Origin of the sequence: Paraburkholderia phenoliruptrix (assembly GCF_019511605.1) — a bacterium.
Classification (GTDB): domain Bacteria; phylum Pseudomonadota; class Gammaproteobacteria; order Burkholderiales; family Burkholderiaceae; genus Paraburkholderia; species Paraburkholderia phenoliruptrix_A.
The window spans coordinates 81,354-93,889 of record NZ_JAEUAV010000013.1 but is presented as its reverse complement, the minus strand read 5'-3'; the positions used below and the strand labels follow the sequence as shown (position 1 = coordinate 93,889).

Below are 12,536 nucleotides of genomic sequence, written 5' to 3'. Positions count from 1 at the left end.
GATCCTCTTCCAATAAACTAACGCGCTCATCCCTGCGTAACTGGCGATAGAACCGATTCAACCAATCGGGTTCAAGGTGGAACAACCCACCGTGAAGCGCGGGGTGCCGTTTTGCCGTTCGCCTGGGCAGCCGTGATCCGCGCGCATTCATCTGCGCTGACGGTGGCTGGCCTGCCTCGCGTGTGCGGCGATTCTCCCCCCGCCACGTCAGGGCTGGCCCAGCCGCCAGCAGCGCCGCGTACCCTCTACGCAAGATTCGGCGCAAGATCCGGTCAACCTGAACACATTCAACGGAATCCGTATGTTTGACAGAGCCCAAAGCACCATCGCCAACGTCGACCCTGAACTCTGGAAGGTGATCGAGCAGGAAAACCGCCGTCAGGAAGAACACATCGAACTGATTGCGTCGGAGAACTACACGAGCCCGGCTGTCATGGCTGCGCAAGGCTCGCAACTCACCAACAAGTACGCCGAAGGGTATCCGGGCAAGCGCTACTACGGCGGCTGCGAATATGTCGACGTGGCCGAGCAGCTTGCTATCGACCGGGTCAAGCAACTGTTCGGCGCGGAAGCGGCCAATGTCCAGCCGAACTCCGGCTCGCAGGCAAACCAGGGCGTGTTCTTCGCCATGCTCAAGCCCGGCGACACGATCATGGGCATGAGCCTCGCGCACGGCGGCCACCTGACTCACGGGTCGCCGGTCAACATGTCGGGCAAGTGGTTCAACGTGGTGAGCTACGGCCTGAACGAAGCGGAAGACATCGATTACGACGCTGCCGAAAAGCTCGCTCAGGAACACAAGCCGAAGCTGATCGTCGCCGGCGCGTCGGCGTTTGCTCTGCGTATCGACTTCGAGCGTCTGTCGAAGATCGCCAAGTCGGTCGGCGCATACTTCATGGTCGACATGGCGCACTACGCCGGCCTGATCGCCGCGGGCGTCTATCCGAACCCCGTGCCGCACGCCGACTTCGTCACCACCACCACGCACAAGAGCCTGCGCGGCCCGCGCGGCGGCGTGATCCTGATGAAGGCCGAGTTCGAAAAGCAGATCAACTCGGCAATCTTCCCGGGCATTCAGGGCGGCCCGCTCATGCACGTGATCGCCGGCAAGGCGGTGGCGTTCAAGGAAGCGCTGTCGCCGGAATTCAAGGTCTACCAGCAGCAGGTTGTCGAAAATGCACGCGTGCTTGCCGAGACGCTCGTCAAGCGTGGTCTGCGCATTGTCTCCGGCCGCACCGAGAGTCATGTGATGCTGGTCGACCTGCGTGCGAAGAAGATCACCGGCAAGGCCGCCGAGGCCGCGCTGGGCGCAGCGCATATCACCGTCAACAAGAACGCCATTCCGAACGACCCGGAGAAGCCGTTCGTGACGAGCGGTATCCGCCTCGGCTCGCCGGCCATGACCACGCGCGGCTTTGGCGTCAAGGAAGCTGAGCAGGTGGCCAACCTGATTGCAGACGTGCTGGAGAACCCGGAAGACGCCGCCACGATCGAACGCGTGCGCGGGCAAGTTGCCGAGCTGACGCAGCGTTTCCCGGTCTACCGCTAAGCCGCCATGCATTGCCCTTTCTGCCGTCACGCCGATACGCAGGTTGTCGACTCGCGTGTCTCGGAAGACGGCGCGACGATTCGCCGGCGCCGCCGCTGCCCGGCCTGCGACAAGCGTTTCACGACGTATGAGCGGGTCGAGCTGGCGTTGCCGGCTGTCGTCAAGAAAGACGGCAGTCGCACGGAATTCGACCGCCGCAAGATCGTCGCGAGCATGCAACTGGCGCTGCGCAAGCGTCCGGTTGCAGCGGACGCAATCGACGCGGCCGTCGCCCGCATCGAGTATCAGCTGCTCGGCAGCGGCGAGCGCGAAGTGCGCAGCGAGCGCCTCGGCGAACTCGTGATGAACGAGTTGCGCGCGCTCGACACCATCGCCTACGTGCGTTTCGCCTCTGTTTACCGGCGCTTCGAAGACGTCTCGGAATTCGAAGACGTGATCGAAGAGTTCCGCCGCGCCTCCTCGCCTCCAAAGCCTTCCCGCAAGCGCTGATCCGAAGCGTGCCGGCGCGCGCTTCGTACATGTCGTTGGTTGCCGCGAGGCCTGACCTTTCTGCATCTGCCGCTCCCTTTGTTTGCGTCGCGTGAATTCTGGCGCGCGCCAGCGTCTGAATGCCACCTGGCCATTCGGCCGATTGTTGAGTCGTTCGCGAGCCGCTAGATTGGCTGCATTCTTCGAAAACATTCAGGGATGCAGATGAAACCGCATGCAATCGCTTCGCCGCCGTGCGGCGCCTTTACGCTCGTCGAAACGCTTGTGGTGCTCGCGCTGCTCGCGGTGATCCTCGTGATGGCGACGCCGTCGTTCGTTGCATGGCGCGTGCGCGATCAGGTCGACGCACGCGCGAAGGCGCTCGTCTCGACTCTCGCGTATGCCCGCAGCGAAGCATTACGCCGCGGTGCTCGCGTGACCGTGTGCAGAACGGACGCCGCGCGGCACTGTCTGCCCGCCGGGCAACCGTGCGGCAATGCGATCAGCGACTGGTCGTGCGGCTGGGCCGTTCTCGCCGAGCGCGGCGGCGCGTCGACGCTGTTGCGAGCGCACGGCTCGCTGGCAGCGGTGAGCATCGTCGGCGTCCAGACGAATCTGACGTTCACGCCGCCTGCCGGCCAACTCATCGGTACTTTCCGCAGTTTTGAGATTGCGCCGCGAACGCCGTCCAAAGCGACGCAGGGCGATAAATGGCGGCGCTGCATCCGTATCGCAGCGGGTGGCCGTACGCGCATCGTGGAAGGCGCATGTGGAGCAGCGTCATGAGCGTGCTCATCAGGCGGTCCGTGGCGTTTGCTCAGGCGCGCGAAAGCCAGATGCTGAGGCAGGCGCGGCTGTGCGGAAAAGACAGGATGCCGCGCGTGTGGCCGCATCGCTTTCGCGCAAGGCGCGGCGGCAGTTCGCTGATCGAAGTGATGCTCGCCGTTGCCGTAATGGCCGCGAGCGCACTAGGGCTGATCGCCGGCCAACTATGGATGGCACGCGAGGCACGAGCCATGTCGATGCGCGAGCACGCCGCGTGGATTGCCGATTCCGTCGTTGAAGCCGCGTGCGCGCCCGCGTCCAGCGATTCCGCCTTGAACGCGTGGCGCACGCGAGCTGCGACGCTGTTGCCGCAAGGCGACGCGTCAGTGACAGGTACTGCAGGCGTAGCGGTGGCGCGGGTCACATGGACGGCGTTACGCAACATGCCGCGCGCCGACGACATGATGGACAAACCCGAACCCTGTGGCGGAGTGGATGCCCCCGCAGGCTCGTCATGTGTCGCGCTGGCGTTCGTCAAATGATGTTGCCCGTGCGTGATGGACGCGGCCATACGCTCATTGAGTTCGTGATCGCGGTGGCGCTCGGACTCGTGGTGACCGCAGGCGTCGTCTCGCTTTATTCGACGCAGCGCACGGCGTTCGACAACGCTAACAATGCATTGCGTATGCGCGACGCGGGCTTGGCCGCGCTGACCGTGATCGGGCAGCAGTTGCAGATGGCGGGCTTCGTGCCGGCCGGCGTCGCGCAATATCGCGCGCCCGCGCCACTGTTCGGTTGTTCGGGCGGCCATCCCGCGGGCACCGACGACAGCCGTTTGACGTGCGAAACATTGACTGGCAAATCAGACGGCGTCGCGGTGCGCTATGTCGGTGACAGTGTGTCGACGTGGCCGTCGTCCACCGGACAGACAACGGACTGCCTCGGCCAGGCTGTGACGGGCACTAGCGCCGCGCTTGGCGATCGCGGCGTGCCGGTAGTCAATCGCTTCTATGCGAAGCCGAGTAGCTCGACCGGTGAGCCCGAGCTTTATTGCGAAGGAAACGGCAAGACGGGCTCCGCGCAGCCACTGGTCGAAGGCGTGGAACGCTTGCGCATCAGATACTGGCTCGCGGGCGCGGCGAGTGCCGTGGACGCGTCGGCGGTGATAGCGGATCAATGGTCGACGGTCGTCGCAGTCGACCTGTGCGTACTCGTGCGAGGTGCGCCGCAGCGGCAGCACTCACGCTATACCGACTGCGACGGCGTAGCTGGCGTTGCGACCGATTCGCGGCCGCGGCAGGCGTTCTGGCGGCGCGTCGCGCTGCGCAACCATGCGGAGGGCGGTTTGTGACGGTAAGACAAAGCAGGGCAGGGTGCTGCTGCGGCGGCGAGGCTTGTTGGAGCTATCAATCGCAAGGTGCTGGCGGAGCGGTCGCATCCGCCGCGCCACACAAACATCAGCACCACCACAAGCACCACCGAGCACCTCACCACCGTCAGCAGCAAGGCGCCGTGCTCCCCATCGTTCTGCTCATTTCAGCCATGCTCCTCGCGAGCTCGGCCGCGTGGTTCGAGGCATCGCTCGCAGCGGCGCGCAGCGCGGTGAATGTGCGCGAGTACTTGCAGGCCTTCCACGCCGCAGATTCGGCGTTGACCTTATGCACCCGAAACGCCATCGCATCCACGGCTACGGGTGTGATCGCAGCCCAGGCTGCTGCCCGCGAGCCGACGCAATGGAAACTCGAAGCAGTATTTGAAGGCGCGGCCACGACGCCAGTCGCTCAATGGCCGGGGTCGCTGCGCCCGCCGCAATGCCTGATAGAAGAGTGGCGCCTCGCGGGCCGACAGGACGCGCGAGCGTATCTGCTCACGGCGCGTGGCTTCGGCAACAACAGGGACTCGCAGGTGTGGCTGCAGATGCAACTGGTGGTCGACGGCGACAAAGTTGAACGCCACTGGCGGCGAGTCGCTGCAAGGCCTTTTTAGGAGGTGGACATGAGAAGGCCGCAGCTGTGCGCATTCACCTTGCTCGAACTGGTGATCACGCTCGCGATAGTTGCCGTACTGGCCGTGTTCGCCGTGCCTTCGTATCGCAACCAGATCGCGCGAACTCACAGGGTCGACGCGGCATCGGCGCTCATGAGGGCAGCTCAATTCGTCGAAGGCGCGGCAAGCACCGGCACTGTGGCGCTGCCGCCGGGCTTCGACCGGGCGCCGCAATCGGGCACGGCTGTGTATCACCTGCGCGTGTTGCCGGCCGACGATACCAACGGGGGCTACTCGATCGAAGCGGCCCCGGACGACGCTGGGCCCATGCGAGACGATCCGTGCGGCGTCTTCACTCTCGACGCGACCGGGTTGCGAAGCAACAGGAATGGGGCGAACGGTTCGGCGCCGCTCGCCGCGGATTGCTGGGGGACGGGCTAACGCGTACCGTGATCGACCGCCTGAGGCAACTTCAACCCTGGTCGGGCGAGTCGACGGTAGCGCGCGAGGCGCCCTTGATCTGCTGCCACACCCGATACGCTTCCCACGCGGCGAACGCAAGGCTGCCCCACTTCAGTGCCGGTTTCGCACCGGCTGCGACCGTGGCACGCAGCGGTTTAGCAAGCACCAGTGAAGCGAGAGAACTGATGAGCGGGTATTGCTTGAGAAGAGCGCCGATCGTCCCGGCGTTCAGAAAGCTGGTTTTCGCGCCGCTGCCCATACGCAGTCCGCCGAACCCGGGCACGATGAACTTGAGCCAGCTGAAGTGCGTGACGGCCTCGCGCAGTTCCATCGTCGCCTGCGCGAATTCCATGCGTTCGACGTCCGCGCGCACGAGCAACAGTTCCTTGCGCAGTGCTCGCAGTTGCGGTGCGCTCAGGTCTCGCGCCGGCTGGCGCTTGTTACGGTATGCGGTATTCGAGTAGCTTTGGCTCATGGCGTGTGGGGCAGTGAGAGAGCAGAAACAGCAGTACGAACGGCTCGTGAGACCTCGCGGCATCGCGGCACAATGTTTGCGGTCCGCACCGCTGCATGAGCCGCGCGGCAACTCGTCGCGCTATGCGTATTCACCGCGTTACGGTCTGCGAAACACGTCGCGGTCTTTCTCGAATTCGGCGATGGTGGCCTCGAAAACCATCGGCGCAGTGCGCAGGCCGCTGCGCGCCTTGAGCGCGCACACCAGTCCCGCAATCGCATAAACGAGCGTGATTCCCGCAAGCGCCTGCCAGCGGTAGGTGTCCCAGAACGCAATGGCGACGAGCGCGGTGAGTGCGATGAGAGCCATGGTGGTCAGCATCATCGCCGCAAGGCCAAGAAAGAGCACGCCGAGTAGGCGATCCTTTTCTTCGGCAAGCTCAATGCCGATCAGCTCAAGGCGCGTTTGCAGAATGGCCGACACCGAACTGATGATGCGGCGTAATGGACTATGTTGTTCGCGCTGTGATTGTGTGTCGATCGTCATGGCTGTGGGCGTTGCGCGGATTGGCCTAAGCGACGCGGAGAAAACGTGCGCGCCGGGCTAAGCGGACCGGCCGGGCATGCGCCGGTCAACTCTATGGGATCGCATGCCGGAGCTGACTTTTCCGGCAGCGCGCAGAGTTACTTGCGGTTGATCAGCAGACCCAGCAGCACGCCGGCGCCCGCCGCAATGCCAATGGATGCCCAAGGATGCTCGTGCACGTAGTCGTCGGTCGCGCGAGCAGCCTTCTTGCCTTTCTCGACCACCACGACTTGCACGTCGGCGGCTTTTTCCCTGGCTTGCTTCAGACGGGACAGCGCCGTTTCGCGCAGTTCCGAGGCGCGCTCGCCCGTTGCGCTAGCGGCCTGTTTCAGCAGGTCTTCCGCGTCCGCGAGGACGGTTTTGATATCCGACATCAATCTCTCCTTGTTGACTTCCGACATTGACAGCTCCCCCTTCGTCTCACGCCACGCGTGAATCGTAACCAAAGAAACGGCGACTGGCGAGCGTACTGCCCGGTTGCACCAGGCGAACGCACGAACCGTTCCCGGCGAGGCGGAGTTCCCCAACAACCATTGCCCGACCTTGAAGGCGATGTTAATGCATGATGGAGTTGATCTGTCCCGCAAAGTTTCCACTAAATCGGCGAAAATTACAAAACCGCATAAAGTAGTGAGCCGATGTTGGTTCTGCATTCACGCTCGCTGCCGTATGCTTTATCGTTGCGGAACGCTGCGGGCAAAAGCCCGCGCAAGTTGGCCAGATACCTTAAGGAGATGCACATGAGTCTACGTCTTGGCGATGTCGCACCGGATTTCGAGCAGGAATCGAGCATCGGGCGCATCAAGTTTCATGAGTGGCTCGGCGACAGCTGGGGTGTACTGTTCTCGCATCCTGCGGACTTCACGCCCGTCTGCACCACTGAACTTGGCCTGACCGCCAAGCTCGCCGAGGAATTCGAGAAGCGCAATGTGAAGACCATTGCGTTGTCGGTCGACAGTGCCGAGTCGCATAAGGAATGGATCAAGGACATCAATGAAACGCAGGCTGCCAATGTCGGATTTCCGATTCTGGCCGACGGCGATCGCAAAGTGTCTGAGTTGTACGACATGATTCACCCGAATGCGAACGAAACCCTCACGGTGCGCTCGCTGTTCGTGATCGATCCGAAGAAGAAAGTGCGCCTCATCATCACGTATCCGGCGAGCACCGGGCGCAACTTCGACGAGGTGCTGCGCGTGATCGATTCGCTGCAACTCACCGACAGCCACTCGGTGGCCACGCCCGGCAACTGGAAGCAGGGCGACGACGTGGTGATCGTGCCGTCACTGAAAGACGAAGAAGTGATCAAACAGAAGTTTCCGAAGGGCTACAAGGCATTGCGTCCGTATCTGCGCATGACGCCGCAGCCGAACAAGTAAGCTCGCGCTGAGCGCGTCGGAAATGGCGCGTCGCGCCAACGAAAAAGGCCGGTTCATTGTCAACCGGCCTTTTTTTTCGCCATGCCGGAGCGCCTATGCACCGCCGGCAACTTCGCATTTCACGTTGAGATTCAGAAGAACGCCTGAATTCCCGTCTGCGCGCGGCCAAGAATCAGTGCGTGAATATCGTGTGTGCCTTCATAGGTGTTCACCACTTCGAGATTCACCAGGTGCCGCGCAATGCCGAACTCGTCCGAGATGCCGTTGCCGCCCAGCATGTCGCGCGCGAGCCGCGCAATGTCGAGCGCCTTGCCGCAAGAATTGCGCTTCATGATCGACGTGATTTCGACGGCCGCCGTTCCTTCGTCCTTCATGCGGCCGAGGCGTAGCACGCCTTGCAGGCCGAGCGTGATCTCGGTCTGCATGTCGGCGAGCTTCTTCTGGATCAACTGGTTGGCCGCGAGCGGCCGGCCGAACTGCTTGCGATCGAGCACATACTGACGCGCAGTGTGCCAGCAGGCTTCCGCAGCGCCGAGGGCACCCCACGCAATGCCATAGCGCGCCGAGTTCAGGCATGTGAACGGACCGCGCAGGCCGCTCACTTCCGGAAAGCGGTTTTCTTCCGGCACGAACACTTCGTCGAGCACGATCTCGCCTGTGATCGACGCGCGCAAGCCCACCTTGCTATGGATGGTCGGCGCGGAGAGACCCTTCCAGCCCTTTTCGAGAATGAAGCCGCGAATCGTGTCCTTGCCGTTCTCCTCGAGCTTCGCCCACACGACGAAGACATCGGCGATCGGCGAATTGGTGATCCACATTTTCGAGCCCGACAGCGAATAGCCGCCGTCCACCTTCTTTGCGCGCGTGACCATGCTGCCCGGGTCCGAGCCGTGGTTTGGCTCGGTCAGCCCGAAGCAGCCGATCCATTCGCCGGTGGCGAGCTTCGGCAAGTACTTCTGCTTCTGCGCCTCAGAGCCGAATTCGTAGATGGGCACCATCACGAGCGAGGACTGCACCGACATCATCGAGCGGTAGCCGGAATCGACGCGCTCCACTTCCCGCGCAATCAGGCCATACGCTACATAGTTGAGCCCCGGCCCGCCGTATTGCTCGGGAATGGTCGGGCCGAGCAGGCCGAGTTCGCCCATTTCGCGAAAGATCTCGATGTCGGTCTTTTCATGACGGAACGCTTCGAGCACGCGTGGCTGGAGCTTGTCTTGCGCATAGGCCGCGGCGGCGTCGCGCACCATGCGTTCGTCTTCAGTGAGCTGCTGATCGAGCAGCAAGGGGTCTTCCCAGTGAAACTGCGCGGCCTCGGCCATGACGTATCTCCTGATGCTTGCCTGATGCAGGCTTGACTTGAGTTCCGCTATGCGAAACAATGTTTTGCAAACGACACCCGAGTGTATCATCGCATGACGCCCGCAGCCACTTCCACCGAACCGCTCGACGAACGCAAATTCGTCGTTGCCCTCGCGCGTGGGCTCGATCTGCTGCGCGCCTTCAGGCCCGGCGAGACGCTGCTCGGCAACCGCGATTTCGTCGAGCGCACAGGCTTGCCGAAGGCCACCGTCAATCGCCTTGCCTATACGCTGACCGTGCTCGGCTACCTGCGGCTCGACGAGTCGGTCGGCAAATACGCGCTGGACGCGGGCGTGCTGTCGCTTGGCTTCGCGCTTCTTTCGGGTACCGACACGCTGGAACTCGCGCGCCCGCACATGCGCACGTTCGCGCGCGAGGTGGGGGCAGCGGTCTCGCTTGGCTGCCGCGACGGCCTCGACATGATCTACCTGGACACGATTCGTAGCGAAACGGCGCTGACGCTCGGCCTCGCGCCCGGCTCGAAACTGTCGATGCTGACGAGTTCGATGGGACGCGCCTATCTCGCCGTGCAGCCCGCGGACGTGCGCGACGCGCTGCTCGCGGAATTGAAGAAAGCGGCGGGCAAGGGCGCAACGGCGCTGGTCGCCGACGCCATGAAGGAAATTGCCGGGTTCGCGAAAGAGCGCTGCTGCTATTCGTTTCGCGCCTGGCACGACGATGTGAACGCCGTCGCGGTGCCGTTTCGCGAGCCGCGGGACAAGCGCTGGCTCGTGCTGAGTTGCAGCGGGCCGGCTTCGTCGATGGGAGAAGATGTGTTTCGCGAAAGAGTGGCGCCGCGGCTAAAGGCGCTAGCGCGGCGTCTGGGCGACGCGGGCTGACCAGCGGCTGAACCGAACCGGGCGAGCACCGAGCGGCCAGCGAAGAAGCCGGGCCGAACTCCTGCCGAGCTAAAGACGAACCGAAGCCGGACGGACGCCGAACGCAAGCCTAGGCCGAACCCATACGTAGGCTGAACCGAAGCCTAGGCCGAACCGAAGCCGAAGCCAAGCTCAAGCCCAGGCTCAAGCCAAACCCGCCCCAAACCCACCTCAAGCCGCACGATCGTGATAATGGGCGTTGAAAAGCGGCCCCTGCACGAAACGCACATCATATTGCTGCAGCGCTTCGAACTGTGTTGCGTCCATCACGCGGTTGAAAATCAGCGGGATGCGCAGCCGGCTTGCATAGCCGACTAGCGGTTTTACTGTCGCGTCGCGCAGCGCGCTAGCCGCATCCATCTTCAGAAAATCGAGCCGCGCCGTGTCCGACACGGAAAGAATCTGTCCGGCGTTGGAGAGATTGCCGGCCACCTTGAAGCCGTAGCGCTGATAGCTTTTCGTCAGATAGCCGAGAAAGGTCTTGTGCGCGACGGCCGCCGCGGGCAGCTCGATCACTATCCTCGACGGGTTCAGACCGAACGACATCAGCACGCTCGAGAAGTGCCGCCCGTGGTCGTACTTCACGCTCTTCAACAGCCGCTCGTGCACCCGCAGAAACAGCAGGCCGTGCCGCTGCGCGCCGAAGAAATTGATCGCATGCAGCGCGCGCGACATGCGGTCTAGCGCGACCAGTTCCTGATCGTCGGCGATGCGGTCGAACGCCTCGAACAAGTCGAACGGAGCGGCGTCAAGCCGCTGGGTGACCGCCTGGAAGCCGAGTTCATCGCCGAAACGATCCACGTTCTCCACGTCCGACGAGAGCGATTGCGCCAGCGCGTGCACGCTGATGTCGAAGATAGGCTCGTAGGCGCTCGTCAATTCGAGCTCGGCAAAGCGCGCCACGACGACGTCTGCGTGCGTGCCGCGCGCCATCGCCAGATGTTTGCCGAGAAAAGGATGCTCGGATGCGCGCGCAACGAGGTGGGGAATGGTCGGCGGAATCATTTAGGAGATTGGAGTACTGGGGCAGCGCGAGGGGCACTGGAACCGGGCACGAGCGCCGCGTCCTTCGATGGTAGCAGTCCCCGCCCAAGCCACATGGACAAAATGCTTATAACCATATCCGCCGAAGGCCCTCCGTGCGGGCCTGGGCGCTGGTCGAAGGCCCTCTTCAGGGTATACGTTAATTTCACGTAACGTAATTCGTTTTACTATGCGTAAATTCACAGAGCCCCATACTTTGGAGACAGCCCCAATGCGCGCCGAGCCGGCCCCAGCAAACGCCAACGTGATCGAGGTCGAGCGTGTGCTCGCCGAAACGCGTCACCCCGCGTTCCAGTTCATGCTGCTCGCCTTGTGCGGGCTCTGTCTCGTGATCGACGGCTTCGACGCGCAAGCCATGGGCTACGTGGCGCCCAGCGTGATAGGCGAATGGCACGTGTCGAAGGCGGCGCTCGGCCCGGTTTTCAGCGCGAGCCTGCTCGGCATGCTGCTGGGGGCGCTGGGGCTTTCCGTGCTGGCCGACCGTATCGGCCGTCGTCCTGTGCTGATCGGCGCGACCTTTTTCTTCGCGCTGTCGATGCTCGCCACGCCCTTCGTCTCGACCATTCCCGCGCTGATCGCGCTGCGCTTCGTCACCGGCCTGGGTCTCGGCTGCATCATGCCGAATGCGATGGCGCTGGTCGGCGAATTCTCGACGCCCGCGCATCGCGTGAAGCGCATGATGCTGGTGTCGTGCGGCTTCACCGTGGGCGCGGCGCTCGGCGGCTTTATCAGCGCCGCGCTGATTCCGGCCTATGGCTGGCGCGCGGTGTTCTGGGTCGGCGGCGTAGTGCCGTTGCTGCTCGCCGTCGCCATGCTTGCGCTGCTGCCGGAATCGCTGCAGTTTCTCGTGCTCAAGGGCCGCAGCGACCGCGCGCTGCGCTGGCTGGCGCGCTTCAATCCGCACCTGCGGATCGACGCCGACACGCGCGTCGTGGTGCGCGAGAAGGGCAACGACGGTGCGCCGGTGGCAGAGCTGTTCCGCGCGGGCCGCGCGCCGGTCACGCTAATTCTTTGGGCGATCAGCTTCATGAACCTGATCGATCTTTACTTTCTCTCGAACTGGCTGCCTACCGTCATGCGTGACGCCGGTTATTCGCCGAGCACGGCGGTGATCGTGGGCACCGTGTTGCAGACGGGCGGCGTGGTCGGCACGTTGCTGCTCGGCTGGTTCATCGAACGTTTCGGCTTTGTGCGCGTGCTGTTCGTGTGCTTCGCGGGGGCGGCGCTCGCCGTGGGCACCATCGGCACCGTTGCGCATGTATTGCCGTGGCTTTTGCTGGTGGTGTTCGCAGGAGGCTTCTGCGTGGTCGGCGGACAGCCGGCCGTGAACGCGCTGGCCGGGCACTTTTATCCCACCACGCTGCGCTCCACCGGCATTGGCTGGAGCCTTGGCATCGGGCGTATCGGTTCGGTGATCGGACCGCTCGTCGGCGGGCAGTTGATCGCGCTGAACTGGTCGAACGAATCGCTGTTTCATGCGGCCGCCGTGCCGGTGCTGTGTTCCGCTCTGCTGGTGGTCGCGCTGGCGGCGGCGACACGGCAACGCAGCCGCCCGTCCGAGCCGCAAACCGCGTGAGACACCAACCGTAGCAACGGAGAACCTT

General features: G+C 63.4%; 15 protein-coding genes and 1 riboswitch. Of the genes, 10 read left to right on the top strand and 5 right to left on the bottom strand.

The window, feature by feature from the left end; all coding sequences use genetic code 11:
- The first annotated feature begins 26 nt into the window (after positions 1–26).
- A riboswitch (ZMP/ZTP riboswitch) is annotated at positions 27–135 on the top strand.
- Between the two features lie 166 nt (positions 136–301).
- The 7 genes from glyA to JNB89_RS17700 all read left to right on the top strand — a co-directional run bounded on the left by glyA (position 302) and on the right by JNB89_RS17700 (position 5,209).
- Positions 302–1,549: a serine hydroxymethyltransferase gene (gene glyA / locus JNB89_RS17730; protein ID WP_013338121.1), complete on the top strand. Its 1,248-nt coding sequence runs from the start codon at positions 302–304 to the stop codon at positions 1,547–1,549.
- A 6-nt stretch (positions 1,550–1,555) separates the two neighbouring features.
- Complete coding sequence (nrdR, locus tag JNB89_RS17725) at positions 1,556–2,038, top strand: transcriptional regulator NrdR (RefSeq protein WP_006047856.1); 483 nt, start codon at positions 1,556–1,558, stop codon at positions 2,036–2,038.
- A 204-nt stretch (positions 2,039–2,242) separates the two neighbouring features.
- Positions 2,243–2,803 (top strand): GspH/FimT family pseudopilin, encoded by a 561-nt coding sequence (locus JNB89_RS17720; RefSeq protein WP_220363146.1) that lies wholly within the window; start codon positions 2,243–2,245, stop codon positions 2,801–2,803.
- 86 nt (positions 2,804–2,889) lie between these two features.
- Entirely contained in the window at positions 2,890–3,324 is a 435-nt protein-coding gene (locus JNB89_RS17715; RefSeq protein ID WP_220363185.1) for a type IV pilus modification PilV family protein, read from the top strand.
- Entirely contained in the window at positions 3,321–4,133 is an 813-nt protein-coding gene (locus JNB89_RS17710) for a PilW family protein (RefSeq protein ID WP_220363145.1), read from the top strand. Before JNB89_RS17715 ends, JNB89_RS17710 begins: the two co-directional genes overlap by 4 nt.
- A gap of 191 nt (positions 4,134–4,324) precedes the next feature.
- The gene (locus tag JNB89_RS17705) at positions 4,325–4,768 is read left to right on the top strand and encodes a pilus assembly PilX family protein (protein ID WP_220363184.1); all 444 of its coding nucleotides are present in this window, start codon (positions 4,325–4,327) and stop codon (positions 4,766–4,768) included.
- Between the two features lie 9 nt (positions 4,769–4,777).
- Complete coding sequence (locus JNB89_RS17700; RefSeq protein ID WP_220363144.1) at positions 4,778–5,209, top strand: type IV pilin protein; 432 nt, start codon at positions 4,778–4,780, stop codon at positions 5,207–5,209.
- A gap of 31 nt (positions 5,210–5,240) precedes the next feature.
- On the opposite strand, the gene JNB89_RS17695 is transcribed toward JNB89_RS17700, so the two are convergent.
- From JNB89_RS17695 to JNB89_RS17685, 3 genes are all read right to left on the bottom strand, one after another.
- Entirely contained in the window at positions 5,241–5,705 is a 465-nt protein-coding gene (locus JNB89_RS17695) for a DUF3318 domain-containing protein (RefSeq protein WP_013338127.1), read from the bottom strand.
- A 138-nt stretch (positions 5,706–5,843) separates the two neighbouring features.
- Positions 5,844–6,230 carry a phage holin family protein gene (locus JNB89_RS17690; RefSeq protein ID WP_220363143.1) on the bottom strand — a complete coding sequence of 129 codons (387 nt, stop codon included), beginning with the start codon at positions 6,228–6,230 and terminating at the stop codon, positions 5,844–5,846.
- A 137-nt stretch (positions 6,231–6,367) separates the two neighbouring features.
- Positions 6,368–6,670, bottom strand: a complete 303-nt coding sequence (locus tag JNB89_RS17685; RefSeq protein WP_006047848.1) for a DUF883 family protein — start codon at positions 6,668–6,670, stop codon at positions 6,368–6,370.
- Between the two features lie 339 nt (positions 6,671–7,009).
- On the opposite strand from JNB89_RS17685, the gene JNB89_RS17680 reads away from it, so the two are divergent.
- Positions 7,010–7,648 carry a peroxiredoxin gene (locus JNB89_RS17680; RefSeq protein ID WP_220363142.1) on the top strand — a complete coding sequence of 213 codons (639 nt, stop codon included), beginning with the start codon at positions 7,010–7,012 and terminating at the stop codon, positions 7,646–7,648.
- Positions 7,649–7,779: 131 nt separating this feature from the next.
- On the opposite strand, the gene JNB89_RS17675 is transcribed toward JNB89_RS17680, so the two are convergent.
- A complete protein-coding gene (locus JNB89_RS17675) occupies positions 7,780–8,970 on the bottom strand; it encodes an acyl-CoA dehydrogenase (protein ID WP_013587212.1) in 1,191 nt (396 codons plus the stop codon).
- Between the two features lie 93 nt (positions 8,971–9,063).
- Here JNB89_RS17675 and JNB89_RS17670 point away from each other — a divergent pair, with 93 nt between their 5' ends.
- Positions 9,064–9,849 carry an IclR family transcriptional regulator gene (locus JNB89_RS17670; RefSeq protein WP_220363141.1) on the top strand — a complete coding sequence of 262 codons (786 nt, stop codon included), beginning with the start codon at positions 9,064–9,066 and terminating at the stop codon, positions 9,847–9,849.
- A gap of 210 nt (positions 9,850–10,059) precedes the next feature.
- Here JNB89_RS17670 and JNB89_RS17665 read toward each other — a convergent pair whose 3' ends face one another.
- The gene (locus tag JNB89_RS17665; RefSeq protein ID WP_013338132.1) at positions 10,060–10,893 is read right to left on the bottom strand and encodes an EAL domain-containing protein; all 834 of its coding nucleotides are present in this window, start codon (positions 10,891–10,893) and stop codon (positions 10,060–10,062) included.
- 250 nt (positions 10,894–11,143) lie between these two features.
- On the opposite strand from JNB89_RS17665, the gene JNB89_RS17660 reads away from it, so the two are divergent.
- Positions 11,144–12,508: an MFS transporter gene (locus tag JNB89_RS17660; protein WP_220363140.1), complete on the top strand. Its 1,365-nt coding sequence runs from the start codon at positions 11,144–11,146 to the stop codon at positions 12,506–12,508.
- Positions 12,509–12,536 lie beyond the last annotated feature (28 nt).